This is a genomic window from Candidatus Palauibacter sp. (assembly GCF_965213655.1).
In the GTDB taxonomy this organism is placed as follows: Bacteria; Gemmatimonadota; Gemmatimonadetes; order Palauibacterales; family Palauibacteraceae; genus Palauibacter.
Map to the genome: position 1 here is coordinate 2438778 of NZ_CBDBZT010000003.1, position 25646 is coordinate 2464423.

21 protein-coding genes and 3 pseudogenes are annotated in these 25646 nt (G+C 68.2%); 17 read left to right on the forward strand and 7 right to left on the reverse strand.

Going from position 1 to position 25646, the window contains the following annotated elements; genetic code table 11:
• Positions 1-72: 72 nt before the first annotated feature.
• The 15 genes and pseudogenes from ACOOGH_RS12990 to ACOOGH_RS13060 all read left to right on the forward strand — a co-directional run bounded on the left by ACOOGH_RS12990 (position 73) and on the right by ACOOGH_RS13060 (position 13975).
• Positions 73-375 (forward strand): helix-hairpin-helix domain-containing protein, encoded by a 303-nt coding sequence (locus tag ACOOGH_RS12990; protein ID WP_420449313.1) that lies wholly within the window; start codon positions 73-75, stop codon positions 373-375.
• Between the two features lie 23 nt (positions 376-398).
• Positions 399-755 (forward strand): MGMT family protein, encoded by a 357-nt coding sequence (locus ACOOGH_RS12995; RefSeq protein ID WP_420449314.1) that lies wholly within the window; start codon positions 399-401, stop codon positions 753-755.
• A gap of 87 nt (positions 756-842) precedes the next feature.
• Positions 843-2453: a carboxylesterase/lipase family protein gene (locus ACOOGH_RS13000; protein WP_420449315.1), complete on the forward strand. Its 1611-nt coding sequence runs from the start codon at positions 843-845 to the stop codon at positions 2451-2453.
• A 28-nt stretch (positions 2454-2481) separates the two neighbouring features.
• The gene (locus ACOOGH_RS13005) at positions 2482-2736 is read left to right on the forward strand and encodes a hypothetical protein (protein ID WP_420449316.1); all 255 of its coding nucleotides are present in this window, start codon (positions 2482-2484) and stop codon (positions 2734-2736) included.
• Between the two features lie 12 nt (positions 2737-2748).
• A pseudogene (locus ACOOGH_RS13010) lies at positions 2749-3132 on the forward strand (redoxin domain-containing protein); the annotation flags it as partial.
• A 75-nt stretch (positions 3133-3207) separates the two neighbouring features.
• Positions 3208-4326 (forward strand): annotated as a pseudogene (locus tag ACOOGH_RS13015) (CocE/NonD family hydrolase); the annotation flags it as partial.
• 58 nt (positions 4327-4384) lie between these two features.
• Positions 4385-4867: a CocE/NonD family hydrolase gene (locus ACOOGH_RS13020; protein ID WP_420450127.1), complete on the forward strand. Its 483-nt coding sequence runs from the start codon at positions 4385-4387 to the stop codon at positions 4865-4867.
• A gap of 104 nt (positions 4868-4971) precedes the next feature.
• Positions 4972-6549 (forward strand): annotated as a pseudogene (locus tag ACOOGH_RS13025) (sodium:solute symporter family transporter); the annotation flags it as partial.
• Positions 6550-6663: 114 nt separating this feature from the next.
• The gene (locus ACOOGH_RS13030) at positions 6664-6957 is read left to right on the forward strand and encodes a DUF4212 domain-containing protein (RefSeq protein ID WP_420449317.1); all 294 of its coding nucleotides are present in this window, start codon (positions 6664-6666) and stop codon (positions 6955-6957) included.
• Complete coding sequence (locus tag ACOOGH_RS13035; protein WP_420449318.1) at positions 6954-8675, forward strand: sodium:solute symporter family protein; 1722 nt, start codon at positions 6954-6956, stop codon at positions 8673-8675. Before ACOOGH_RS13030 ends, ACOOGH_RS13035 begins: the two co-directional genes overlap by 4 nt.
• A gap of 4 nt (positions 8676-8679) precedes the next feature.
• Positions 8680-9549 (forward strand): hypothetical protein, encoded by an 870-nt coding sequence (locus ACOOGH_RS13040; RefSeq protein WP_420449319.1) that lies wholly within the window; start codon positions 8680-8682, stop codon positions 9547-9549.
• 72 nt (positions 9550-9621) lie between these two features.
• Positions 9622-10746, forward strand: coding sequence for an MBL fold metallo-hydrolase (locus ACOOGH_RS13045; protein WP_420449320.1), 1125 nt, complete (start codon positions 9622-9624; stop codon positions 10744-10746).
• Positions 10747-10774: 28 nt separating this feature from the next.
• Positions 10775-11962: an NAD-dependent epimerase/dehydratase family protein gene (locus ACOOGH_RS13050; RefSeq protein ID WP_420449321.1), complete on the forward strand. Its 1188-nt coding sequence runs from the start codon at positions 10775-10777 to the stop codon at positions 11960-11962.
• A gap of 76 nt (positions 11963-12038) precedes the next feature.
• Positions 12039-13310: a sulfite dehydrogenase gene (gene soxC, locus ACOOGH_RS13055; RefSeq protein WP_420449322.1), complete on the forward strand. Its 1272-nt coding sequence runs from the start codon at positions 12039-12041 to the stop codon at positions 13308-13310.
• On the forward strand, positions 13307-13975 hold the full coding sequence (locus tag ACOOGH_RS13060; protein ID WP_420449323.1) for a c-type cytochrome: 669 nt from the start codon (positions 13307-13309) through the stop codon (positions 13973-13975). Before soxC ends, ACOOGH_RS13060 begins: the two co-directional genes overlap by 4 nt.
• Before the next feature lie 54 nt (positions 13976-14029).
• Here ACOOGH_RS13060 and ACOOGH_RS13065 read toward each other — a convergent pair whose 3' ends face one another.
• The 4 genes from ACOOGH_RS13065 to pckA are packed head-to-tail and all read right to left on the reverse strand — an operon-like array spanning position 14030 to position 20393.
• Positions 14030-16225 carry a SulP family inorganic anion transporter gene (locus tag ACOOGH_RS13065; protein ID WP_420449324.1) on the reverse strand — a complete coding sequence of 732 codons (2196 nt, stop codon included), beginning with the start codon at positions 16223-16225 and terminating at the stop codon, positions 14030-14032.
• 5 nt (positions 16226-16230) lie between these two features.
• Positions 16231-17112, reverse strand: coding sequence for a PPK2 family polyphosphate kinase (locus tag ACOOGH_RS13070; protein WP_420449325.1), 882 nt, complete (start codon positions 17110-17112; stop codon positions 16231-16233).
• A 25-nt stretch (positions 17113-17137) separates the two neighbouring features.
• Positions 17138-18772 carry a hypothetical protein gene (locus ACOOGH_RS13075; protein WP_420449326.1) on the reverse strand — a complete coding sequence of 545 codons (1635 nt, stop codon included), beginning with the start codon at positions 18770-18772 and terminating at the stop codon, positions 17138-17140.
• Between the two features lie 13 nt (positions 18773-18785).
• Complete coding sequence (pckA, locus tag ACOOGH_RS13080) at positions 18786-20393, reverse strand: phosphoenolpyruvate carboxykinase (ATP) (protein WP_420449327.1); 1608 nt, start codon at positions 20391-20393, stop codon at positions 18786-18788.
• A gap of 143 nt (positions 20394-20536) precedes the next feature.
• On the opposite strand from pckA, the gene ACOOGH_RS13085 reads away from it, so the two are divergent.
• Complete coding sequence (locus ACOOGH_RS13085; protein WP_420449328.1) at positions 20537-21553, forward strand: polysaccharide deacetylase family protein; 1017 nt, start codon at positions 20537-20539, stop codon at positions 21551-21553.
• A gap of 36 nt (positions 21554-21589) precedes the next feature.
• On the opposite strand, the gene ACOOGH_RS13090 is transcribed toward ACOOGH_RS13085, so the two are convergent.
• The 3 genes from ACOOGH_RS13090 to ACOOGH_RS13100 are packed head-to-tail and all read right to left on the reverse strand — an operon-like array spanning position 21590 to position 24486.
• Positions 21590-23773: a S9 family peptidase gene (locus ACOOGH_RS13090; RefSeq protein WP_420449329.1), complete on the reverse strand. Its 2184-nt coding sequence runs from the start codon at positions 23771-23773 to the stop codon at positions 21590-21592.
• A gap of 28 nt (positions 23774-23801) precedes the next feature.
• The gene (locus tag ACOOGH_RS13095; protein WP_420449330.1) at positions 23802-24266 is read right to left on the reverse strand and encodes a PIN domain-containing protein; all 465 of its coding nucleotides are present in this window, start codon (positions 24264-24266) and stop codon (positions 23802-23804) included.
• Positions 24244-24486: a hypothetical protein gene (locus ACOOGH_RS13100; protein ID WP_420449331.1), complete on the reverse strand. Its 243-nt coding sequence runs from the start codon at positions 24484-24486 to the stop codon at positions 24244-24246. Before ACOOGH_RS13100 ends, ACOOGH_RS13095 begins: the two co-directional genes overlap by 23 nt.
• Before the next feature lie 46 nt (positions 24487-24532).
• Between ACOOGH_RS13100 and ACOOGH_RS13105 the strand changes: the two genes are divergently transcribed.
• Positions 24533-25636, forward strand: a complete 1104-nt coding sequence (locus tag ACOOGH_RS13105) for a serine hydrolase domain-containing protein (RefSeq protein ID WP_420449332.1) — start codon at positions 24533-24535, stop codon at positions 25634-25636.
• Positions 25637-25646: the final 10 nt, after the last annotated feature.

The following is a 25646-nucleotide window of genomic DNA, read 5'->3' on the forward strand; positions in this document are numbered from 1 at the left end:
TGCCCCCCAAGATTCACGCGTTCGACAATGTCCCGGAAGATGACACGACGCCCAGCCACCGAGCGAGTGACCATGAAATCCGCCGCAATCGAGACGCAGGACCTGCAGACCATTCCGGGCGTGGGGCCGAGCATCGCGCGCGACCTGACGGAACTGGGTGTCCGCCGGGTCCGGGACCTCGAGGGACGTGACCCGAACGAACTCTACGAGCGACTCTCCGCGCAACGTGGCGTCCGCATGGATCCGTGCGTGCTCTATGTGTTTCGGTGCGCGGTCTACTTCGCCGAGACGGAGGGTCCCGAGGCCGAACTCCTGAAGTGGTGGAACTGGAAGGGCCGGGTCCACCGTAACGAACGCTCCGGCGCGGCCGCCTGACGAGGGAGAGAACCGGGACACCGATGGCTTCCGACCTCCACGAACGCATCTGCAACGTCGTCGCCCGGATTCCCGCCGGCCGCGTCGCCACCTACGGGCAGGTCGCGCAACTCGCCGGCCTCGGAGGGCAGGCCCGTCTCGTGGGCTACGCGCTCTATGCCTCCGACCGCCCGCTCCCCTGGCACCGCGTGATCAACGCGCGCGGCGAGATCAGTCCCCGCGGCGACTCCTACTCCGAGATGATCCAGTACCAGTTGCTGGCGAACGAGGGTGTGAAGTTCGACAAGTGGGGACGCATCTCGCTCAAGCGATTCCGCTGGGACGGGGACATGCCGCCCTCCGGCGGCGACTCCCTTCCTCACGCTGGCGAGCCCCAGTAAGCCGCTACACCTTGCAGTCCGAAGTTGCGGTCGAGTTGCGGAAGCCCAGGCCGGGCCCGCGTCCGCCGCCCTGATCCGGAGCGCCGAATGCGTCGTGACTCCAGCAGCCGCTCAGCCGGCACCCTGGCTCTCACCTTCCTCGTCGGGATCCTCGCTGGGCTTTCCGCCGGTCTCTTCGTGGCGCCGCTGGACGCGCAGGACACCCGCGTCGAGACCGCCCAGGGGAACGTCGACGGCGTCATGGCAGACGGTATCCGCTCCTACAAGGGGATTCCGTTCGCCGCCGCTCCTGTGGGGGACCGCCGCTGGAAGCCGCCGCAGCCAGTCGAGGCGTGGGGGCAGGGCATGCTGCGGGCGCACAGCTTCGGACCGGAGTGCATGCAGACGCCGTACGGCGCGGGCTCGTTCTTCGGAGGTCCTCCCGCCCCGACCGCGGAGGACTGCCTGTACCTGAACGTCTGGACCGGGGCCGCCGACGCGTCCGAGCGCCGGCCGGTCATGGTCTGGATCCATGGAGGCGCACTCACCCGCGGTTCCGGCTCCACAGGCATCTACGACGGCACGGCGCTGGCGGCGAAGGGCGCCGTCGTGGTCACGATCAACTACCGGCTCGGGCCGTTCGGCTATCTCGCCCACCCGCTCCTCAGCGCCGAGTCCGAGCACGGATCCTCCGGCAACTACGGGGTCCTCGACCAGGTCGCCGCACTCGAGTGGGTGCGCGACAACATCGCGGCGTTCGGCGGAGACCCGGACCGCGTCACGATCTTCGGCGAGTCGGCCGGCTCCTGGAGCGTGAACACGCTGATGGCGACGCCGCTGGCGGCGGGACTCTTCCACCGCGCGATCGGTCAGAGCGGGGGGCGGTTCGGTCCGATGATGCGTCTCTCGGAGGCGCCGGAGGGCGGCCGTTCCGCCGAGGAGATCGGTGCGGCGTTTCTCGAGGCACTCGGGGCGGAGACCCTGGAGGATATGCGGAAGCTCTCCGCCGCCAGCGTGATGGCCGGGCTCGCCACGCCGGCCGGACGCGGCTTCAGGACGGCGGAGAACGTGGACGGCTGGGTGCTCCCGACCGACGTGACGACGGCCTTCGCCGAGGGGACGCACAACAACGTCCCGGTGCTCGTCGGCTTCAACGCCGATGAAATGACCTCGCTCTCGTCCCCGAGGTCCGTGCCTGAGACGCTGGAGGCGTGGCATGAGTGGGTCGCCGGGCGCGTGGGCGAAGATGCGGAGAGCTTCGTCGACGCCTACCCCGTGAGCGAGGAAGCCGAGATCTTCGACGCCTTCATGCGGAGCCGCGGCGACGCCCTGTTCGGCATCCAGATGCGGACGTGGGCGCGTGCTTCGGAAGCCGCCGGCGAGGGTGCCTGGCTCTACTACTTCACGCACGAGCCGCCGGGACCCGCGAAGGACTATCTCAAGTCGTACCACGCAGCGGAGATCGTGTACGCGTTCGGCAACGTCGGCCCCGGCGCCCGGGAAGCCGCCGACCGTCGGCTGGCACGGACGATGTCCTCCTACTGGGTGAACTTCGCCGCGAACGGAGATCCCAACGGCCCGGGGTTGCCGCCGTGGCCGGCCTACAAGCGCGACGCGGAGACGTACCTCGTGCTGGGCCCGACGATCAAAACGGGCACGGGCCTCCGCGCGGACCAGTTGGACTTCTGGGATCGTCGTCTCCAGGCAGGCACGCCTTGAAGACGCGGCAAGCAGACGAGGGGGTCCGGTGACCGGACCGCTCTGCCGGCGACTCGCCGAGATGCGCACGGAGAAGGAGGCCGCGCGTCCGGCCGCCCTGACCGCGGTCATGGACGCCGGCACGGAGGCGTTGCGGGGGTCCGGAATCCTCGATCGTCTTCCCCGCGTGGGCGACCGCGCACCGCTCTTTGCCCGCCCGAGCGTGGCCGGCCCCACGATCCGGCTGAAGACGCTGCTGAAGCGCGGCCCCGTGGTGTTGAGCTTCTTCCGTGGGCGCTGGTGACCGTACTGCCGCGAGGAGCAGGTTGCTCTTCAGTCGGTTCTGCCCGAGATCGAGGCGAAAGGCGCGCGCCTCGTCACGCTTTCTCCGCAACTCGCCGAGTTCGCACGCGGCTGGATCGAGGAAGACGGCATCGAGTTCGACGTCCTGCTCGACCTCGGGCTGGGGGTGGCGCGTGACTACGGGCTGACGTTCAGGGTCGAGGGAGAACTGCGCAGGCTCTACCGCGACAAGCTCGGCATCGACCTCGCGCGCTTCAACGGCGACGAGTCGTGGGAACTCCCTTTGACGTCCACCTTCGTCATCGACCGCGACGGAACGATCGTGTACGCATCCGCCGACCCCGACTACACCGTGCGTGCCGAACCCGTTGAGGTCCTCGCCGCCATCCCTGTCTAAGTGTCCGACTCAGTGACGGGCACGGCGTCTGGCGGCCGGAGCGAGGTGCGGCTGCTGCACGGACTCCGGGGCCGGATGCGCGACGGCGTCCGGCTGTCCGCGGATGTCTACCTGCCCGCCTCCGGGGGTCCCTTTCCCACGATCCTCACGCGCACGCCGTACGAGAGCGGACGGGACGTGTTCATCGAGGACGGCATCGGGTGGGCGGAGCGCGGATACGCTTTCGTGGTCCAGGACTGCCGCGGGCGCTTCGAGTCCGAGGGCATCTTCCACGCTTACCTGCCCGAGATCGAGGATGGGCACGACACGCTCGAGTGGGTGGCGGCCCAGGCGTGGTGCGACGGGAAGATCGGAATGTGGGGGCGCAGCTACGGTGGCCTGACGCAGTGGCTGAGCGCGCCGCTCGCGAGCCCCCATCTCACCTGCATGGCCCCACACGTGATCTGCGACGACCACTTCGGCGACTGCCACTATCTCGGCGGCGCCTTCCAGTTGCTGCTCTCGCTCGGCGCCGCCGTGATCTGGGAGACGAACCTCGCGACGGTCACGGGCGCGCAGGGCGCCCGCCTGTTCCAGAATGCGAAGTTCTGGTCCCACCTCCCGATCATCGAGATGGACGAGCGCGCGATCGGGCGCCGGATCCCGTACTGGCGAGAGTGGCTCGAGCACCCGACGCGCGACGAATACTGGCGTCGGCTCAGGATCACGGACCAATACCAGCGCGTGACGGCGCCGGCGTTCCAGCAGGGGGGCTGGTACGACGCGTATCCCGGTTCCCTGCTGCGCATCCACGAAGGGATGCGGACCGAGGCGGCCACGCCCCGGGCGCGGGCCGAGACCCGGAGTCTGATCGGCCCCTGGTCGCACGAGGTCCCGGAGGCGAGGACGGTCGGGGACCTCCCCTTCGGGCCCGACGCATACGTCGACGTCCGCGAGGAGGAGCGGCGCTGGTTCGACTGGCAACTCCGGGGCGTGGACGACGGGATCAGCGAAGTTCCACCGCTCCGCTGGTATACGACGGGCGCCAACCGTTGGCGGGACGGCACGGAGTGGCCGCCCCCCGGGATGGGAATCGTGCCCTGGTACCTGCACAGCCGGGGCCGCGCGAACCACGACGATGACGCACGGCTTGGGCGGCAACCTCCCGCAGATGAGCCGCCCGACCGCTTCGAGTACGACCCGCGCGATCCCGTGCCTTCCCCTGGGAGGCAACCTGTCCTCGCGCCTGATCACGACCCACGCCGAGACTCCGATGCGGGGCGGTCCCGTCGAGCAGGCTCCGATCGAGCGACGGCCCGACGTGCTGGTCTACACCTCGTCGGCGCTGGAGGACGACCTGGAAGTGTCGGGACCGGTCGAACTGGTGCTCTATGCGGAGTCCTCGGCCCGCGACACCGATTTCGTGGCGCGCGTGACGGACGTCGATCCGGCCGGGCGATCCCTCGTTCTCACGGAGGGGATCCTGCGCGCGCGCTACCGCGGCGGACTGGAGCGGATGGAGCTCCTGGAGCCGAACGAAGCGGCCGAGTTCCGGGTCCGGCTCTACCCGATGAGCCACGTCTTCCGGGCGGGCCATCGGATTCGCCTGCAGGTGACGAGCAGCTGCTTCCCCCGCTTCACCCGCAACCTCAATACGGGAGAGGATGTGGGGACCGGCACGCGCATGCAAACGGCACGGAACACGGTCCTCCACACGGCCGCGTACCCGTCGCACCTGCGGCTCCCCTCCCGTTGACCACCCTCGACTGGCTGATCGTCCTCGGACTGAACGGCGCGATCATCGCCTACGGCCTCCGGCGCGCGCGCGGAACCGCTACAAGCGCCGAATGGTTCCTCGGTTCGCGGACGCTGCCCTGGTGGGCGGTCGGCCTGTCGCTGTTCGCGACGAACATGGACAACTCGGAGTTCGTGTCGGCCACGGGGACGATCGCAAGCGAAGGCCTGCACTTCCTCTCCGCGCACACGTTCGGCGGTCTGATCGGCGTCACGATCGCCACCTTCGTCATCGTCCCCGCGATCTATCGGGCCGGATTGTACACCAACTCCGAGTACCTCGAGCACCGCTTCGGTCCGGGGACGCGTGTCCTCGGCGCCCTGATCCAGATCCAGTACCGGACCTCCGTGCTGGGCCTCATGATCTGGGCTGTCCATCTGACCCTGGTCGGGGTCGGCGGGCTGCAGCCGGGGCTGTCCTGGGTGCTGATCGTGTCGCTCGTCGTCCTTTCTGGCGTCTACACCGCCGTGGGCGGGCTGCGGGCCGTCGTCGCGACGGATGTCCTGCAGAGCGTGCTCGTGATGGCCGGCGGTCTCGCGGTGTGTGTGGCCGTGTGGCAGGCCGTCGGCGGGTGGGACGCGATGATCGCGCAACTGGAGAGTCTGGGGACAGCGGCCGAGGGGCTCGCTCCGGGCCTCGCCGGCGCGGACCTGGTCCACGTAAGTGCGTTCCGCGGACGCGACGGGACCACATCGCCGGCGGTGATCTTCGTCGCGTGGGTCCTCATCTCGTCCGGCTGGTGGACGGTGAGCCACACCTCGACGCAGCGCATGATGGGCGCCCGTTCGCTGTGGGACATGAAGATGGCCGGTGTGCTGGGCGTCGGCGTGAGTCTCGTCGTCCTGCTCTTCACGGACATGGTCGGGCTGTTCGGGCGGGCGCAGTTCCCGGACCTGGCGCGGCCCGACGAAATGTACCCTCACCTCATTTCCACCTATCTGGGAATCGGGGCCAAGGGACTCGTCGTGGCCGGGGTCGTGAGCGCCGCGGTGAGCACCTTCGATTCCATGGGCTCGTCGATGTCGGCCGTCTTCACGCGGGACCTCTACGCGCGCTTCATTTCACGCGAGCGCGACGACGCCCACTACCTGCGAGTGGGGCGCATCGCGACCGTCGCGATCCTGGTGCTGGGGTTCGCCTACCTGCCGCTGATCCTGCGCGCGCCGACGATGCTCGCCGCCTTCCGCTCGGTCACCTCGGTCTTCGTCACGCCACTGCTCATCGTCTATCTGGTCGGGGCCGTGACGCGGACGAACCGCCGCGTGGGGATCACGGGTCTCGCCACGGGCGGGCTGTACGGCGTCGTGGGCTTCGTGGACCGGGAGGTGGCCGACATCGCCTGGCTGCCATCCTGGCTGACCGGACAGTGGGAGGCATTCGTGTGGGCGGTTGCGTTCACGGCGGTCGGCTGCGCCGTCGCGGCGCTCCACCCCCGCTGGCGCGGGACGACGGGTGCGGCTGCCGTCCCCGGCGCGGTGTCATCCCGCGGAGGCGGCGGATGGCTGGCGAAGAGTTCCGGCGCACTGGACCCGGTCCGGCTCCATCCGTTCAGCGGGCGCGTGCCGCTGCTGGCCAGCCCGGCCCTCTACACGGGACTTCTTGCGGTGGTCTCGGCGTGGCTGGTCTTCGGCGTCTTCTGGTAGCGGGGGTGGGAACGCGCGGGGTGACACTGGCGCACCGACGAGCCGCGCCGCAGCCTTGGGCGACGCCGAAGTGAAGTCGTAAGGCGCAATTCGGACTCGCACGCCGGGAGACCCATGAATCGACCCGCAGCAGGCCGCGACCATCTGGCGTATTGGCGCCGCAACCTCCGCTACGTGGGGATCCTCCTCGCGATCTGGGCCCTGGTGTCCTACGGCGCGGGCATCCTGTTCGCCGACGGGCTCGACACGGTCCGGATCCCGGGCACCGGCTTCCCGCTCGGGTTCTGGTTCGCCCAGCAGGGGGCGATTTACATCTTCGTCGTCCTCATCTTCGTCTACGTGGTTCTCATGAACCGGCTCGACCGGGAGTTCGACGTCGACGAGCGTGACGAGGAGGGCGCGGCATGACGGTTCTCCAGTGGACGGCGACGCTCGTCGGAATCTCATTCGCGCTCTACATCGGGATCGCGATCTGGTCGCGGGCCCACTCGACGAGCGAGTTCTACGTGGCCGGCAAGGGGGTCCATCCCCTCGCGAACGGGATGGCGACGGCGGCGGACTGGATGTCGGCCGCTTCTTTCATCTCCATGGCCGGGATCATCTCTTTCCTCGGGTACGACGGTTCGGTCTACCTCATGGGCTGGACGGGCGGCTACGTGCTTCTCGCGCTGCTCCTCGCTCCGTATCTGAGGAAGTTCGGCGCCTTCACCGTCCCGGACTTCGTGGGCGAGCGCTACTACTCGCAGACGGCGCGCGTCGTGGCCGTGATCTGCGCGATCTTCGTCTCGTTCACGTACGTGGCGGGCCAGATGCGCGGCGTGGGGATCGTGTTCAGCCGCTTCCTCGAGATCGACATCGTGTGGGGCGTGGTCATCGGCATGGGCATCGTCTTCTTCTACGCGGTGCTCGGGGGGATGAAGGGGATCACCTACACGCAGGTCGCGCAGTACTGCGTGCTCATCTTCGCGTACATGGTGCCGGCGATCTTTCTGTCGATGATGATCACGGGGATCCCGATTCCCCAGATCGGGTTTGGGGGGGCGGAGCAGGAGACGGGGACGTTTCTGCTCGACCGGCTGAACGGCCTGCACGAGGAGCTGGGCTTCGCGGCCTACACGGACGGGACGAAATCGACGCTCGACGTGCTCGCGATCACGGCCGCGCTCATGGTGGGGACGGCGGGGCTGCCGCACGTGATCATCCGCTTCTATACCGTGCCGAGAGTGCGTGACGCGCGGATCAGCGTGGGCTGGGCGCTCGTGTTCATCGCGCTCCTTTACACGGCGGCACCGGCCGTGGCGGTGTTCGCGAGGACGAACCTGCTCAATACGGTGACGGAACAGCCGTACGCGGAGATGCCGGAGTGGTTCACGAAGTGGGAGACGACGGGACTGATCACGTACGAGGACCACAACGGGGATGGACTCATCCAGTACGTGGGCCCGGAGGCCGTCGATGCTGGCGGCTCGCCGGTGCGGAACGAACTCACGATCGACCGCGACATCATGGTGCTCGCCAACCCGGAGATCGCCCGGCTGCCGAACTGGGTGGTGGGACTGGTGGCGGCGGGCGGGCTGGCGGCGGCGCTCTCGACGGCGGCCGGACTCCTGCTCGTGCTCTCGGCGACGATCAGCCACGACCTGCTCAAGCGCAACTGGCGGCCGGACATCAGCGAAAAGGGAGAACTGGTCGCGGCGCGTTTCAGCGCCGGGGCAGCCGTCCTCGTGGCGGGGTATCTGGGGGTCAATCCGCCGGGCTTCGTGGCCGAGGTGGTGGCGTTCGCGTTCGGGCTCGCGGCGTCGTCGTTCTTCCCCGTCATCATCCTCGGGATCTTCTCCAAGCGGCTCAACCGTGAGGGGGCGATCGCGGGCATGCTGTGCGGGATCACGCTCACGGCCGCCTACATCGTCTACTTCAAGTTCGTGAACCCGGCGGCGAACGTGGCGGAGAACTGGTGGTTCGGAATCTCACCCGAGGGCATCGGGGCGCTCGGAATGGGGGTGAACTTCGCGGTTGCGAGCGTCGTGTCGCGGTTCACGCCGGCGCCTCCGCCCGACGTGCAGCGGCTGGTCGATCGCATCCGGGTGCCGCGTGGAGCCGGCGAAGCGCACGAGATCAGCGGCTGACGCGATGGGGAGGCGGGAGCACGGCCCCGGGCTCGGAGACCGCCTGCGGTCGCTGCCGGTCCGGCACCGGTCGTTCCTCGAGCACGCGCTGTCGGCGGCCTCGGGGGTCGATGGACTAGTCGGCCTGTCGGCGGGCGGTTCCTTCATCGCGGGGGAGATCGACGAGTTCTCGGATCTCGACCTCGTCCTCGCGGTGGAACCGGAGGCCTGGCCGGAGATCCTCGACCGTCAGCAGGCGATCGCCGCCGAACTCCATCCGTCGTTTCTTGCCGGGTTCACGGGGGAGCACGTGGGGGAACCGCGCCTGCTCGTCTGCCTCTACGGGCCTCCGCTCCTGCACGTGGACCTCAAGTTTGTGTCGCTCGACGACATGCACGAACGGGTCGAGGATCCGGTCGTCCTGTGGGAGCGCGATGGCCGGATGAGCGCCGCGCTAGCCCGCGGGGAGGCCCGCTACCCGAGCGCGGATCCGGCCTGGATCGAGGCGCGCTTCTGGATCTGGGCGCACTATATCGCCGATAAGATCGAGCGCGGGGAGATCTTCGAGGGGCTGGACGGGCTGGGTATGCTGCGGGCGCACGTACTGTCGCCGCTGGCGTTCCTCGGAGCCGGCCTGGACGCTACCGGCGTACGCCGGATCGAGGATCGGCTTCCCGCCTTCGCGACCGATCTCGAACAAACGGTTGGAGGCGCGGACTCCGCGGCGAGCGCGGCCGCGCTCGAGGCGGCCATCGAACTCTACACCGAACTTCGGGAGGCGGGTGGCGGTGCGAGCCGTGTCGCGGGGAGCGATGACGAAATCAGCGACGTCGAGCGCGAGGTCCGTGCCTATGTGGCAGGGCTTCGCGGCCGGCTCGGCCTCGGCGGCACGTAGGATGTCTGTTCCCGAATCGACTCCCCCGACATCTTGCGAACCTTGGCTTATCTCGCGCACGGGGAGGCTGTAATGACTGGCAGGCGAGAGCGACTTGAACGCCTGGACACTGGAGCGATCCGTCGTCGGAGCGTGATTCCGGCCGTCCTGCTCGCGGGGGCGTGGCTCCATGCCGGTTGCGCACCCGACGGAGGCGGTGACGGCGCCGGAGCCGAAGGGGGCGACGCCGCGCCGACGGAGGCGGCCCACTTCGAGTTCACGGAGGTCGTGCCCGGCGTGTACCACGCGCAGGGCGCGAGCGATCTCGTCGTCGGATCGAACGCCGGCGTGGTCGTGAACGAGGCGGACGTGCTGCTCGTCGACTCCCACATCTCTCCCGCGGCGGCGAACGCGCTCGTGGAGGATCTGCGCTCGATTACGGACAGGCCCGTGCGCTACGCCGCGAACACGCACTGGCACTTCGACCACGCGCACGGGAACCAGGTCTATCCGCCCGAGGTGGAGATCATCAGCCACGAGGCGACGCGGGCGGCGATCGCGGCAGGCCGGTCGAACTCCGGTCGCTCCTACGAACTCTTCGTGGGCTCGATCCCCGGGCGGATCGCGCAAATGGAGGCAACCCTCGACACGCTGACCGACGAGGCCGCGCGGGCGGAACTCGAGGCGACGCTCGAAGGTCAGCGGACGTACTACGCGCAGCTACAGGAGGTCGTCCCCACGCCCCCGAACACGACCCTCTCGGAGCGGCTTACGCTCTACCGGGGCGGACGCGAGATCCAGTTCCACTTCTTCGGCCGCGCGCATACGGAGGGCGACGTCATCGTCTACCTTCCCGACGATCGCGTGATCATCACCGGAGACATGCTCACCGGCGGCCTCCCGTACATGGGGGACGGCTACGTGAATGAGTGGATCGAGACGCTCGACCGCGTGAAAGCGCTCGACTTCGACTGGATCATCCCGGGGCACGGCGACCCGTACCAGGAGCGTGAGCGGATCGACCACCTGCAGGCCTACCTGCGGGACCTCTGGGACCAGTCCGTCGCGCTCCACGGCGCGGGGGTGAGCCCGGAGGATGCCGCGGCGCGGATCGACCTCACGGCGCACGCCGACAACTTCGGCGGCATCGCCGGGCCGGGCGCGAATCCGGTCGCGGTGCTGCGGATCTTCGAGTTGCTCGACGGCACCGCGAACTGAGACAGGCCACACGAACGACGGCGAGACGATGAAATCAGGAAGAGGAGTCACGATGTCCACCGAGCGCACCACCGATCCGACCACCGAGCCGACCCGGCGCGATTTCCTCAAGCTCACCGCCGCGGCCGGCGGCGCCCTCGGTCTCGGGGTTCCGGCCGTCGCATGCTCCGGCCCGGGTGCCACCCCTCAGGCGTCGGGTAGCGGCGGCAAGCTGCTCATCCTGGGCGGGACCGGCTTCATCGGACCCTACCAGGTGCGTTCGGCGCTCGCCCAGGGACTCGAGATCACGATCTTCAACCGGGGCAGCCGACCCGGCATGTTCGAGGGTGTCGAGGAACTCGTCGGGGACCGCAACGGGGACTTCGAGTCGTTGCGCGGCCGCACGTGGGATGTCGTCGTCGACAACTCCACCGCCCGTCCCGACTGGGTGACGAGCATCGGGGAGTTCCTGCGCGACTCGGTCGAGTACTTCTACTACGTCTCCTCCCGCTCGGCTTACGCGAGCCACTCCACGGTGCCGATGACGGCCGCGGTCCCCTCGTACACCTACGAGACGGCCGGCGTGGATCGCGCGACCGCCGACATCACGGACTTGCCCTATGGCCTCGCGAAGGCGGAGTCCGAGCGCGAGGTGATGCGGCTCTTTCCCGACCGCTACGGGATCTTCCGCCCGGGCCTCATCATCGGACCCGACGACCCCACCGACCGCTTCACCTACTGGCCGGTGCGGATCCACCGCGGTGGCGAGGTGCTCTCTCCCGGCGACGGGACGGACACGGTGCAGATCATCGATGTGCGCGACCTCGGGGACTTCATGGCGCTGTCTTCGGATCAGGGGCACACCGGCATCTTCAACCTCATCGGTCCCGCGACGCCGCGGCCGATGGCGGAACTCCTGTACGGGATTCGCGCCGTCACGACGGCCGAGACGACGTTCACGTGGGTGCCGCGCGAGTTCCTCGCCGAGCGCGGCGTGCGGCCCTATGCCGAGATGCCGGTGTGGCGCCCGCCCACGCCCGGCTCGGAGGGGTTCGCGCGCTTCGACCTCTCGAACGAGGTGGCGCACGGGCTCACGTTCCGCTCGCTGGCCGACACGACGCAGGCGACGCTGGACTTCCACTTCTCCCGGACGCCCGAGCGCCAGGCAGAGCTGCGGTCGGGACTTTCGGCGGAGCGGGAGGCGGAGATCCTGCAGGAGTGGCACGCGTCCCGGTGAGGACCGGTTGGCCGGCCTTACCACATGGTCTTGCTGCCCGCCCTGAACGCGGCAACTGTGGTCGGCGCCTGGAGGCATGAGCGTGAAGAATGAGATCGACGGAAACGGAGGCGACGTGAAGGATCGAGAAGAGGGTTCCGGACTCACGCGGCGAGCGCTGATCGCCGGAGCCGCGGCGGCGGCCGGGGGCGCGATCACGGCCGGCGCAACGCGCGGACTGGTGCAGGACGCGCCGGACCCGACGAAGGTTCCGGGCGCGCGTCCCGTCGTGGTGGGGTCGCGTTCTCCGCACGAGACGCCGGAGAAGCTTCTGTCCGGGTCGATGGGCGGCTCGTCTCGTACGCCGCTCCAGGACCTGCACGGGATCATGACGCCGGCGGATCTCCACTTCGAGCGGCATCATCACGGGATCCCCGAGATCGACCCGGCCCGCTACCGGCTGCTGATCCACGGCATGGTCGATCGGCCGACGCTCTTCACGCTCGAGGACTTGAAGCGCTTCCCGCAGGTCTCGAAGCTCCTCTTCATTGAGTGCTCGGGGAACGGCGGCGGCGCGTACGCCCCTTCGCCCAACCCGCAGAACACACCGCAATCGATCGATGGCCTCCTGAGCACGAGCGAGTGGTCCGGCGTTGCACTCTCGACCCTGTTCGAGGAGGTGGGGGCGCACGCCGACGCGACGTGGTTCCTCGCCGAGGGATCCGACGCGGCGGTCATGGGCCGAAGCATCCCGATGGAAAAGGCGTGGGACGACGCCATGATCGCTTACGCCCAGAACGGCGAGGCGATCCGGCCCGAGCAGGGCTATCCCGCGCGGGTCTTCCTGCCCGGGTGGGAGGGCAACGCGAGCGTGAAGTGGGTGCGGAGGCTGGAGCTTTCCGATCGCCCCTCCATGTTCCGGGATGAGACCTCCAAGTACACGGATCCGCTGCCGGACGGGACGGCGCGGCAGTTCTCGTTCGTGATGGACGCGAAGTCGGTCATCACGTATCCGACCTATCCGCGTCGGCTGTCGGAGCCCGGATTCGTGGAGATCGCCGGCTACGCCTGGACCGGCCGGGGTTTGATCGAGCGCGTGGAGGTGAGCACCGACGGCGGCGACTCCTGGCACGACGCGGTGCTTCAGGAACCCGTGCTCCCCAAGTGTACGACCCGGTTCCGCTACGGGTGGGAGTGGGACGGCGGCCCGGCGCACCTGCTGAGCCGCGCGACCGACGAGACGGGCTACACGCAGCCGGTCCGCCAGCAGGTGCTCGACGCCCGCGGGCCGGGCACACGCTACCACTCCAACGCGATCCGCGGGTGGCGCGTGGCGAGTGACGGCTCGATCGAGTTCGCGCCGGTATGAGCGGCGCCAAGGTGGTCTCGCGGCTGCTGACGCTGGCGGCCCTCATGCCGGGGCTGGCGGCCTGCGGCGCGGACGAGGGCGGTCAGACGACCGAATCCGCCGACAGCTCCATGACCGTGACCATCGCCTCCGGCGACGACCAGCAGGTTACGGGGCGAGCCGGCGCGGCCGAGCCCGTGTACGGCTTCGGCACGCCCGCGACGGAATCGCAGATCGCCGCGTGGGACATCGACATCGGCCCCGACGGCGCGGGCCTGCCGCCTGGGCAGGGCACTGTCGCGGAGGGGCTCGAAGTCTGGGAGCGGCACCGCTGCATCCTCTGCCACGGGCCGACCGGGCGTGAGGGGCCGAACGACATTATCGCGGGCCGAATACCGGGAGACGAGTTCCCATTCGCCAACGACCGCAGTCTGCGTTCCACAGTCGGCAACTACTGGCCCTACGCGACGACGCTGTTCGACTACACCCGCCGCGCCATGCCCTTCGACCTTCCTGGAACGATGACGGACGAGGAGGTCTACGCGGTCGTGGGCGCCATGCTTTACTTCAACGACCTGCTGCCCGCGGACGCGGTGGTCGACGCCGCCACTGTCGTCGACACCCACATGCCGGCCCGCAACCGCTTCGTCCCCGACAACCGAACCGGCGGCCCCATCATCCGCTGAACCGCGCGGTTCTACACGAGTTCGATTCGGAGCCGCCGCCCGAGAGCCGCGATGTCAGCGGGTTGCCGGCCCGGCTTCGAAGCGTCCGGCCAGCAGGTATTGGTACAGTTTGAACGCGAGCCGCTCCTCCTGCTCCTCCAGCTGTCGCCGGGCAGCGGGCGTCAGCACCATCGTCTCGCAGGACTTGTCCGCGCTCACCGCAGGCGACTCCGCGTCGAGAGGGTCGACCGGCCAGATGGCATCGCCGGGGCCGTACTGACGGAAGCGCGTGCCCGCGGCATCGTGGGCGGAAGCCTGGCCGGACGTCACCAACTGCAGGCCCTCGCTCGGAACACCCACACCAGCCAGAGCCTCTCCCTCGGCGTAGTGGCGTGGTTTCAACCAGCTTCGAAGCTCGTCCATCAGGTCCTCGAAACGGGTGCGCCGCTCCAACAGGCTGTCCAGGTCATCGGCGGCGCGCTCCAGGATCGAGGCGCGATGCTCGTCAGCCATGCTTGCGGTCGCCTTCCACTCTTCGATGACGATGTCTTCGCAGTGTTCGAGCGCGCCGTCCGCATTCGGCTCGACCCGCAGCGCGGCGAACTCGGCGGGGGGCAGGTTGCGCTTCAACCCGGCCCTCACCTGCTGCGACGGGGCGCTCAGGACCACCTTCACACCGGCGCGGTTCGCCGACTGCGCGAACCTGGCAAGCACGTTCACCGCCGAGAGATCGAACCCGGAGACGTCCGTGAAATCCAGCATGACGCAGGCGGGACGCGGGTCGGCGCTCAACGACTCCCTGAGGTCATCGGCGAGAGAATACACGCTTCCGAAGAAGACATAACCGCGCAGGCTCCACCCCAGTACACGCTCGCCTTCCTCCTGGAGGATGACGCGATCCGGAACCGAACGCGCCCTGGTGCTCCGGCGTTCCCGCACCGTGAAGCGCGATCTGACGGGGTCCACGCGGCTCAGGCGCACAGCGAAGAACACGAGGGTGGCCACCATCCCGATACCCACACCCTCGAACAGCCCGAACACGACGGTGACGCCCGCGATCACCACGATGACGCCGTACTCGGTCCAGGGAAGACGCCTTCGGCTTCTCACCAGCCCCTGGTCCAGCATGCCGAGGCCGGCGAAGACCAGAATGCCTCCCACGAGCGATACCGGGATCAACTCCAGCATCCCGTCGCCCAGAAACAGGGCGGCTGCGATGACGAGGGCCGCGACGATCCCGGTGAGGCGGGTGGCGGCCCCGAAGAGTTTGCTGCGCAACGACGCGGGCACGATGATGCTCGCGGGGGTGCCGCCGCCGAGGCCTGCCACCACGCTCGCGAGCCCCGTCGCCCTGAACTCGCGGTTCCAGTCCAGGTCCTGGTTCGCGGCCATCTCGAGGCCGGCGATATTCATGATCACGACGATGAGCGCGATCAGCACCAGCATGAGCACGGCGGGGAACTGCATGGCCAGCGCGGTCCAGTCCACATACGCCAGGTCCGCGGGCCCGAGGGTTGGCCACAGGCTCGCTTCGGAGGTGCTCGTCAGCAGCAGGCCCGCCCCCCTGGCCGCGTCTCCTGAGATGCCGAGGAGGGCGAGCACCAGATGATATGCACCCACGGCAAACGTGACGCCGACAGGCAGGATGAGCGGACGGCCCCATCGCTTCATCGCCAGGTACAGGGCGATGCCGAACGCCACGCCGGGGCTCCACCTCCAAAGTTCCGGCGGCTGCACGAGCGCCGGAAGCGCGGTCCAGTCCAACGCCACCCCCATCAGCGACATGGCGGCCAGGCACACGGCGCCCCCGATGCCGGCCACGAAACCGGCCGCGACCGAGTAGGGGACGAAACGCACCAGGTTGGCGAGTCTGTATCGCCCGATCACGAGAAAGCCCGCGCCGGTGGCGACGGCGCCGATCACCAGCGCCCCAGCGGTAGTGACGAACAGGGCGTCGCCTTCGGCGCCCATCGTGGCGCCGACCTGTGCCATCACGATCACAAGCGCGGGAGACAGCCCCGATATCGCCCCGCGAAAACCTCCCCCGAGGGCGATGATGAAGCAGGCGGCGAAGTTGCCGAACAGGACCAGGCCGACGCCCTGGGAGGCATACGGAGCCAACGGCCCCGAGAATATCAGGCTCGCGTAGGCGACCTGGGCGACGAGCAGGGCGAGGCCCGAGGTGAAGCCGGCCGCCAGCGCCGGAACGGCCTTCGCCGAGACGGCATCCGCGCGAAGTTCCGACGCGAGACTCCGAAGCGGCGAGGTCACCGTCGCTACAGTTCGGCGGTGAGGTGGTCGCGGTAACCCTGGAGTTCGGCGCGCTCGTCTTCGGGTAGCGCGGGATGGGTGAGGTCGAGGGTGGCGAGTTGGTCTCGCACCAGTTGGGCTACGACGAGGCGCATGTACGGCTTCGAGTCGGCCGGGATCGCGTACCACGGCGCCCAGGGCCGCGCCGTCGCGTTGATGGCGTCCTCGTAGGCGGCCATGTAGTCGTCCCAATGCTGGCGTTCCTCGATATCTGCGCGGCTGAACTTCCAGTTCTTGTCAGGGCGGTCGATGCGTCGCAGGAAGCGGCGTGCCTGCTCCTCCTTCGAGATGTTGAGCCAGAACTTCAGGATCACGGTCCCGTTCCGCGCGAGGTGCGCCTCGTGGTCCCGGATCGACTGGTAGCGCTCCTCGCACCGTTCCATGATCGGCAGGCGCCGGGGGAGTTTCTGCCGCTCGAGGTACTCGGGGTGGACCCGCACGATGAGCACTTCCTCGTAGTAGCTGCGGTTGAAGATCCCGATCCGGCCCTTCTCCGGGAGCCGGCGCGTCGTGCGCCAGAGGAAGTCGTGCCGCGCCTCTTCGTTCGATGGCGTCTCGAAAGAGTTGATCCGGAATCCGGCCGGGTTCACGCCGGTCATGACGGCTCTGAGCGTCGAGTCCTTGCCCGCGGCGTCCATGGCCTGAAAGACGAGCAGCACCGCGTAGTGGCGGTGCGCGTGCAGCCGTCGCTGAAGCCGCGAGACCTCGCGCACCGTGCGCTTCAGCCCCTTCTTCATCGCGGCCTCGGCCGGCGCGTCGGGGGGCGGCGCCGTTACCGCCCGAGAGATGTCGAAGTCCCCGTCGTAGCCGATCCTGAACGGGCTCTCGGGCGGCGAGAAATCGATCATGCGAGGCGGCTCGGCGCGCCTGATCTCAGAACCGCGAACTGCGCAGCCAGGTGTCGGCGCGGACCCAGTAGCGGTCGAACTCGCGGCGGGCTTCCTGCGCCTGGGCCGTCTTCTTCTGCGCGTCGAGCGCCTGCATGAGGCCGAACCATGCCCAGCCCTGGTTGGGCAGATCCTCGAGCGCATCGCGGTACACCTGCTCCGCGTCCGCGGCCCGGTCGTTCTCAAGCAGGATCGCACCGAGCGTGTGGCGAACCGGCATGTGCCACGCGCGTGGCTCCGAGTAGATCAGTCCGTCTTCCTTCTCGATCCCGTGCTTGAGCGCCGCCACGGCTTCTTCGGCCTTCCCCTGCGCGTGCAGGATCTCTCCCGCGAGAATGGAGCGCGGGAGCGCGACGACGTCGGCGAGCGGGCTGTAGCGGAAGGTGGCGGAGGGATCGGCGTCGTCGAGCACCTGGTCGATCTCCGCGAGGTGGTCCTGCGCGACGTCGACGTGCCCCATCCGGAGGTAGGCCAGACCGCGAGAGAAGCTCCACGCCACGAGTTCCATGGGCTCGTCCGATTTCGGGCCGCTGCCCGCCAGAATCTCGCTCCAGCGGCCGAACGCGGCGTAGGTGAGCGGGATGTAGGCCGCCCACGGGCCGCGGTGTCCCGCCAGGTCCTTCGCCGCCTGGATCGCGACGGCGCTCTGCCCGTCCATCACGGCGGCATTGAGCAGCATGTGCAGGTTGTGCGAGGGATAGACCCCCGGAGGCCCGCCGTGCTCCGCCTTCTGGTCGGCATGCCACGCCTGCTGGTTGCCGCGCACCGCGTCGCCCCAGCGGCCGATGTTCATGTAGATGTGCGTCGGCATGTGGTGGATATGGCTCACCGCGATCTGGCTGCCGAGGTGGTCCGAGCACGCCTCGGCCAGGCCCGGTTCCTGCGACGCCTCCACAAGGTGGATGTAGAGGTGGCAGGCGCCGGGGTGGCGGATGTCGCGCGCCAGGACGGTCTCGAGGATGGGCCGGATCTTCTTCACATCCTTCGCCTCGAGATCGACATCGCCGCGGCGGGGCCGAAGGAGCATCCAAGCCTCGGCCTGCAGCGTGAGCACATCCAGATCATCCGGGTAGCGCGCCGCGACCTTGTCCATCTCGCGCGCGTACAGCGTGTCGAGCATGCGCCGACGGGAACGCTCGGGGTCGGCCTCGAAGCGCACGGCGAAGGCGTCGATCAGTGCCTGCTCGACCTCGGTCGCACTCGACTTGTGCTCCAGCGCCTTCTGCATGGCGGCGTGGGCCGAACGCTCGTTGCCGGGGGACATGCCGCCGTTGAGATACGGCGCCAGCGACCACGCCTCGCCCCAGTAGCAGGAGGCGCACTCCGGGTCCGCCTCGTGCGAGGCGCGGAAGGATTCCTCGGCGATCGATGTCCCGAAGGCGAACATGAACAGGAGGCCTTCGTCGAAGTACGCCTGCGCCTTCTCCGACTGCGTGGTGATCGGGCGCGCGTGCGGCCCCAGGTTCCCGTACAGCGGGGTCCCGTTGCCACCGCCGTTCCCCGCCTGGGTCGCGCCGGCCATGGAGGCGCCCGCCATTTGCGGCGCGTCACGCCCCCCGCTGCTACACCCGGCCATAAGAACCGCCAGACACACCGCCAACATCAGATCGCGTCGCCGCATCGGACTTCCTCCTCTAGATCACCGGGCCCGCCGCGCACACTTCCGGCGGACAGTCGTCTTCGTATCCCTTGAAATTCTCGTGGAAGAGCCGGGCGAGATCGGCGGCTTTTTCGTCATACGCCGCGGCGTCCGGCCACGTGGCCCGCGGCCGCAGGATCTCGCTCGGCACTCCCGGCACCTCCGTCACGACATGGACCCCGAACACCGGGTCCGGCTCCGTCGGCGCGTCGGCCAGTTCGCCCGCGTGGATGGCGTCGACCATGCGGCGCGTGGCGGGCAGATCGATCCGCGAGCCCACTCCGAACGGCCCACCGCTCCACCCCGTGTTCACGAGCCACACGTTCACGCCGTGCTCGCGCATCCGGTCCGCCAGCAGCCGCGCGTACTTCGCTGGGTGCCACACGAGGAACGGCCCGCCGAAGCAGGGCGAGAACGTCGCCACCGGATCCGTGACGCCGACCTCCGTGCCCGCGACCTTCGCCGTGTACCCGCTGATGAAGTGGTACATGGCCTGCTCGGGCGTCAACCGGCTCACCGGCGGCAGCACGCCGAACGCGTCGGCCGTGAGGAAGATCACGTCCGTCGGGTGCCCCGCCACGCACGGCACCTTCGCGTTCTCGATGAACTCGATCGGGTAGCTTCCGCGCGTGTTCTGGGTGATCGAGGAGTCCGACCAATCCACGCTCCCATCGTCGCGCAGGACCACGTTCTCGAGCACGGCGCCGTAGCGGAGCGCTTGGTAGATGTCGGGTTCCTTCTCCTCGGAGAGATCGATCGTCTTGGCGTAGCAGCCGCCCTCGATGTTGAAGATCCCCGAGTCCGTCCAGCAGTGCTCGTCGTCGCCGATCAGGAGCCGGTGCGGGTCGGCCGAGAGCGTCGTCTTCCCCGTCCCCGACAGACCGAAGAGGAGCGAGGAAGCCCCGGTCTTCGGGTCGGTCGTCGCCGAACAGTGCATGGAGAGCACGTCCCGCTTCGGCATGAGGTAGTTCATGATCGTGAACACGCCCTTCTTCATCTCCCCCGCGTACTCGGTCCCGAGGATGCAGGCCTCGTTGTCGGCGAAGGAGAGGTCCACGCTCGTACCCGAAGTCACGCCCTCCACGGACGGGTCGGCCGCCTCCTGGCCCGCGTTGTAGACCACGAAGTCGGGCTCGCCGAACGCCGCCAACTCCGCAGACGTGGGGCGGATGAGCATGTTGTGCATGAAGAGGGCGTGATACGGGCGGTTGCAGATGATCCGGACGTTGAGCCGACAGGCCGGATCCCAGCCCGCGAATCCGTCGATGACGTAGAGAAGGTCCTGCCGGTTGAGGAAGGCGCGCGCCCGGGCCCTGTTCTGCAGGAAGCTCTCGCGCTCGAGGGGGAAGTTGACCGGCCCCCACCACACGTCGCACGCCGTTTCCGGATCACGCACCACGTGCTTGTCATTGGGAGAGCGACCCGTCTTGGCCCCGGAGAAGGCCACGAGCGCTCCGTTGGCCGCCTTGATCGCGCCGGGTTCGCGTCCGCTCAGGGCATCGGCGTAGATCTCTTCCACCGGAGGATTACGCTTGATGCGGGTGACGGTGATGCCGTGCGCGCTGAGGTCCATGGTGCCGATTTCGGCTGTCGTAGTCGTCATGTGTCGTCGTCGCCATATTCCGGGGAGGGCCGACACCACGGCGACGAGCCCACGAATCGGGGACGGGCTCCCAGCGCCGTACGGAATCGGCGCCGACCGTCCGATTCACGAGCAAGCGGTTAAAATAAGCCTTCAGAGTTGAGATGACTACTGAAACGGGGGACATCCTCATGAGCGGCCTCACACAATCCTACATCTCTCGCGGGCTCGCGCTCGTCCTGTGCGGCTTGGCGTCGGCCGGGGCGACGCCAACGACGGCGACGGCGGCTCAGGAGGCGGACGACCCGCCGTGGCGCTGGTCCGAGGCGCGGGTGTTCGAGGCCGTGAACCGGGTGCGCGCCGGCCGCGACCTCAACCCGGACTCATGGCCGGACGGCGGGCGGGTCGCCGTGCTGCTCTCCTTCGACGTGGACAACGAGACGGTCTGGCTGCGCAACGGCGACACGAACGTGGGCGGACTCTCGCAGGGCGAATACGGCTCCCGCGTTGCCCTCGGCCGCGTCGTGGACCTCCTCGATGAGTACGAGATCGCCGCCTCGTTCTTCGGCCCCGCCCTCAGCTTCACCCTCGCGCCGCACCAGATCGGGATGATCCAGGCTTCCGGTCGGCACGAGATCGGGGTCCACGGCTGGATCCACGAGCGCAACGCGACGCTCCCGCGCGAGGAGGAGGAGCGCCTCCTGCGCATGGCGGTGGAACGCATGACCGAGTTGATAGGCGAACGTCCGGTCGGCTACCGCGCCCCGTCGTGGAACTTCAGCGACGCGACGCTCGACCTCCTGCTGGAGATGGATTTCCTGTACGACTCATCCCTCATGGCGGACGACCGGCCCTACGAGATCAACGCGAACGGCCAGCCCACGGGCCTCGTCGAACTCCCGGTGGACTGGATCCTCGACGACGCGCCGCTCTTCAATCCCCTGGGCGACCGCTACGCCAACCCGCGCGAGGTCCTGCAGGTGTTCAAGGACGAGTTCGACGTGGCGTACGAGGAGGGGACGATGTTCCTCCTCACCATGCATCCGCACTACATCGGGCACCGCTCGCGGATCGTCATCCTGCGCGAACTCATCGAGCACATGCGGTCGAAGCCGGGCGTGTGGTTCGGCACGCACCGCGACGCCGTCGAGTGGGTGCGCGCCCAGGCATCGATGCCCTAGCGCACGGTCCGTCGCGTCCGGCCTGCCCGGCCGGAGTCAGCGGGGAGAGGGCGCCTCCTCCAGCAGGTCCAGGATGAAGGCGAACTCCAGGGCGAGTTCCTCGTACTGGCGGTCCCGGCCGGAGCCGCCGCCGTGGCCGGCGTCCATGTGCGTCTTGAGGAGCAGGCGGTTCTCGTCCGTCTTCGTCGCGCGCAGCTTCGCGACCCACTTCGCGGGCTCCCAGTACTGTACCTGCGAGTCGTGGAGGCCCGTCGTGACGAGCATGTTCGGATAGTCCTTCGGCTCCACCTGGTCGTAGGGCGAGTAGGAGAGCATGTAGCGGTACGATTCGAGGTCACGCGGATCGCCCCACTCGTCCCACTCGAACGTGGTGAGCGGGATCGACTCGTCCAGCATCGTGGTCACGACGTCCACGAAGGGGACGTGCGCGACCACGCCGCGGAACAGTTGCGGACGCATGTTCACCACCGCCCCCATGAGGAGGCCCCCCGCGCTGCCGCCGCGGGCGAACAGCTTCTCCGGGCTCGTGTAGCCTTCCGCGACCAGGAAGTCCGCCACGTCCACGTAGTCGGTGAAGGTGTTCTTCTTATTGAACATCTTCCCGTCCTCGTACCACGCCCGGCCCAATTCCTGTCCGCCGCGGATATGGGCGATCGCGTACACGAACCCGCGGTCGAGGAGGCTGAGGCGGGTGGAGGAGAAGGTGGGCTCCATGCTCGCCCCGTATGAGCCGTAGGCGTAGAGAAGGAGCGGGTTGTCGCCGTCCTTCTCCAGACCTTGCCGGTAGACGAGGGACACCGGGACTTCCACGGCGCCGTCGCGGGCGGGGGCGTGCAGCCGCTCCACCACATAGCCCGTCCGGTCGTAGCCGCCGAGGACCTCGTCCTCCTTGAGCAACGTGCGCTCGCGGGTGGACATGTCGTAGTCGTACACGGCCCGCGGCGCAGAGAGAGAGGTGTACCCGTAACGCAGGATGTTCGTGTCCGGCTCGGGGTTGGCGGACAGAGAGGCCAGGTAGGCCGGCTCGTCGAACGCGATCTCGTGCTCCTCCCCTTCCCACGCACGGACGCGCAGGCGGGTGAGTCCTCCCGCGCGCTCCGAGAGGACGAGGTAGTTCCGGAACAACTCGAACCCCTGCAGGAAGACGTCGCTCCGGTGGGGGACGACCGTCTCCCAGTTGCCCGTCGCCGTCGCAGCCACGGGCGTGCGCATGAGCTTGAAGTTCTCGGCCCCTTCGAGGTTCGTGCGGATGTAGAAGTGGTCCCCGAGGTGGTCGAAACGGTGTTCGTGTCCGCGCTCGCGGGGGAGGAACAGGGTGAACTCGCCCCCGGGATCCGTCGCGTCGAGGAAGCGGTGCTCGTCCATGACGGTGTGGGAGGAGGAGATGACGATGTACCGCTTCGACTTCGTCTTCCGGACGCGTGAACTGAACTCCTCGTCATCCTCCTGATAGACGAGCACGTCGTCCGCCGGATCGGCGCCCACGCGGTGGCGATAGATCTGGTACGAGCGCAGCGTCCCCGGATCCCGCTTCGTGTAGAAGAGCGTCCGGTTGTCCTCGGCCCACACCATGTTGCCGGAGGCGCCCTCGATGGACTCCGGGTAGTCCTCACCCGTGTCGAGGTTCCGGATCCGGATCGTGTAGATCCGGCGCCCGCGGGTGTCCTCGGCCCACGCCATCATGTCGCCCGCGGTGCTGACTTCGGGGAAGGCGGCGTAGTAGTCGTGCCCCTCGGCGTACGCGTTGACGTCGAGGATGACCTCCTCGTCCGCGTCCAGCGACCCGCGCTTCCGGGCGTGGATGGGGTAGTCGCTGCCGTCCTCGGTGCGGCTGTAGTAGAAGAAGTCGCTCTCCTTCACCGGCACCGAGAGGTCGGTCTGCTTGATCCGGCCCTTGATCTCGTCGAACAGCTCAGCCTGGAGATCCTCGGTGTGCGCCATCAGGGCGCCGGTATAGGCGTTCTCCTCCTCCAGATACTCGATGACGGCGGGGTTGTCGCGCTGGTTCAGCCAGTAGTAGTTGTCGATCCGCGTGTGCCCGTGCGTCTCGAGTTGTTCCGGAATCACGCGCGCGACGGGCGGCGTGACCCCGGCGTCGGCCGGGGATTCGGCGGCGGGGGCGGCACCCTCCCCGGTGCAGCCGGCGGCCTGGACGCTCACTGCGAGTAGCGCCGCGGTGAAGAGGAAACGGTTCCGGCACGCTGCGTTCGCTCGCGGCATCGATGACTCCTTCGTGAGTGGGTGCTCTTCAGCAGCTCTGGGCCTCCATGATCCTGGCCGGCGTCTCCGACTTCGTTCGGAAGGGGTTGATCACACGGAGGCCGCCGAAATCATGTCCGTGCTGCAGGTCTTCGGTCAGGAGGATTGAACACTCGCACGATTGCGCGGCGGCCACGATGAGCGCGTCCCACCAGGATATGGAGTGACGATCCTGCAGTAACCAGGCGCGTTCCAGAATCCGTGTATCGGTCGCCACCGGCCGCCACGCAGTGAGATCGCGAACGATTTCACGAACTTCGGGGGGGTCGAACGCGAGACGCCCCTTCCGGGTGAGGGTCACGTAGAGTTCCTGAAGAACCTGAAAGCTCAGGCGTCCGGTGCGCGAACGCACGAGGAAAGCGATCCATTCCTCGGCGCAAGCCTGCTTCGTGAGATCGCTCTCATCATGCCGGTAGACGAAAATGTTCGTGTCAACGAAGACCTGAGCGATCATATAGCTCCTCTCGAGTGGGCCTGCGGCCTTCGGGCCAGTCGATCTTGCGAGGCTTCCGAGCGAGGTAACGCTTCATCGCGACCTCGTAGTCGTCCTCTCGGCGGCGCGTCCGTTCCAGTAGCTCGCAGATCCACCTGGAGACGCTCCGGTCGTCCTCGGCCGCCTTGACCCGTAGCCACCGGGCAACATCTTCGGGCAGTGTGATGGTGATGTTCTTCACGTCCTTCTTGCTCCTTCTCCTCAAGCGAAAACGCAGCACGATTATCGTGAAACACGAAAACCGTGTCAAGAACACTGGAGCGCTGGCGGCGCTGTTTCTGTCGCTCTGGACAGGGTTCGCGTGCTCTCCGGCGCCGGTCGCGGACCGCGGAGCCGATGCCGTTTATCCGGGCGCGTCGTGGGACCGGATCGCGGATCCGGCGGCCGCGGGGTTTTCGCCTGAGGCGCTGGAGGCGATTCACCCCTACGTGGACGGGATCAACACGTCGGCCGTGATGGCCGTCGTCGGGGGACGTGTGCTGTTCGAACACGGACCCGTGGATTCGCTCAGCTACCTCGCGTCGGTGCGGAAGAGCATTCTCTCCATGCTGTACGGCTACTACGTGGAGGACGGGACGATCGACCTCGAACTCACGCTCGAGGAGTTGGGCATGGACGATGTCCAGGGTCTCCTCCCGATCGAAAAAAGCGCCCGGGTCCTGGATCTTGTCACAGCGCGTTCCGGCGTCTATCACCCGGCCTCAAACGCGGGGGACAACCTCGCGGATGCGCCGCCCCGGGGCTCACAGGAGCCGGGCACGTACTACCTGTACAGCAACTGGGACTTCAACGCGTCGGGCGCCGTGTTCGAGCAGCTCACGGGCCGCAACATCTACGACGCGCTCGAAACCGATCTCGCGCTGCCGCTCGGGTTCGAGGACTGGGACCGCTCGATCCACCGCAAGTCGGGAGACGCGACACGGTCGCGCAACCTCGCCTATCACATGACGCTCTCGACCCGCGACATGGCCCGCATCGGCCACCTCATGCTGCTGGGCGGCGTGTGGGGGGAGGAGCGGGTGCTGCCGCAGGGGTGGGCCGAGCGCATCACGAGCGTGGTTACGCCGTCGGAGGAGATGAATCCGGAGGGCCTGCGTGGCGGCGAGTTCGGCTACGGCTACATGTGGTGGGTGTGGGACGGACCCGCGGTGCCGGAGGGGTTCGAGGGCGCCTACAGCGGGAGGGGAGCGTACGGCCAGTTCATCACCGTCATCCCCTCGCTGGATATGGTCGTAGCACACAAGACGGTGCCGGACGCCCGCACACCGTGGGACAACTACATGGGCATCCTCACGCGCCTCGTCGAAGCCCACTGCGGCGAGGACTGCTGAGCAGGCGTCG

What these genes read in the sequence shown, in the direction of transcription:
- ACOOGH_RS13075 (WP_420449326.1), bottom strand. Translation starts at nt 18,772, where the DNA reads ATGCGGCGACGCGATCTGATGTTGGCGGTGTGTCTGGCGGTTCTTATG.
- ACOOGH_RS13070 (WP_420449325.1), bottom strand. Translation starts at nt 17,112, where the DNA reads ATGATCGATTTCTCGCCGCCCGAGAGCCCGTTCAGGATCGGCTACGAC.
- ACOOGH_RS13045 (WP_420449320.1), top strand. Translation starts at nt 9,622, where the DNA reads ATGACTGGCAGGCGAGAGCGACTTGAACGCCTGGACACTGGAGCGATC.
- ACOOGH_RS13035 (WP_420449318.1), top strand. Translation starts at nt 6,954, where the DNA reads ATGACGGTTCTCCAGTGGACGGCGACGCTCGTCGGAATCTCATTCGCG.
- ACOOGH_RS12990 (WP_420449313.1), top strand. Translation starts at nt 73, where the DNA reads ATGAAATCCGCCGCAATCGAGACGCAGGACCTGCAGACCATTCCGGGC.
- ACOOGH_RS13050 (WP_420449321.1), top strand. Translation starts at nt 10,775, where the DNA reads ATGAAATCAGGAAGAGGAGTCACGATGTCCACCGAGCGCACCACCGAT.
- soxC (WP_420449322.1), top strand. Translation starts at nt 12,039, where the DNA reads ATGAGCGTGAAGAATGAGATCGACGGAAACGGAGGCGACGTGAAGGAT.
- ACOOGH_RS13085 (WP_420449328.1), top strand. Translation starts at nt 20,537, where the DNA reads ATGACTACTGAAACGGGGGACATCCTCATGAGCGGCCTCACACAATCC.
- ACOOGH_RS13040 (WP_420449319.1), top strand. Translation starts at nt 8,680, where the DNA reads ATGGGGAGGCGGGAGCACGGCCCCGGGCTCGGAGACCGCCTGCGGTCG.
- ACOOGH_RS13095 (WP_420449330.1), bottom strand. Translation starts at nt 24,266, where the DNA reads ATGATCGCTCAGGTCTTCGTTGACACGAACATTTTCGTCTACCGGCAT.
- ACOOGH_RS13090 (WP_420449329.1), bottom strand. Translation starts at nt 23,773, where the DNA reads ATGCCGCGAGCGAACGCAGCGTGCCGGAACCGTTTCCTCTTCACCGCG.
- ACOOGH_RS13030 (WP_420449317.1), top strand. Translation starts at nt 6,664, where the DNA reads ATGAATCGACCCGCAGCAGGCCGCGACCATCTGGCGTATTGGCGCCGC.
- ACOOGH_RS13020 (WP_420450127.1), top strand. Translation starts at nt 4,385, where the DNA reads ATGCGGGGCGGTCCCGTCGAGCAGGCTCCGATCGAGCGACGGCCCGAC.
- ACOOGH_RS13060 (WP_420449323.1), top strand. Translation starts at nt 13,307, where the DNA reads ATGAGCGGCGCCAAGGTGGTCTCGCGGCTGCTGACGCTGGCGGCCCTC.
- pckA (WP_420449327.1), bottom strand. Translation starts at nt 20,393, where the DNA reads ATGACGACTACGACAGCCGAAATCGGCACCATGGACCTCAGCGCGCAC.
- ACOOGH_RS12995 (WP_420449314.1), top strand. Translation starts at nt 399, where the DNA reads ATGGCTTCCGACCTCCACGAACGCATCTGCAACGTCGTCGCCCGGATT.
- ACOOGH_RS13000 (WP_420449315.1), top strand. Translation starts at nt 843, where the DNA reads ATGCGTCGTGACTCCAGCAGCCGCTCAGCCGGCACCCTGGCTCTCACC.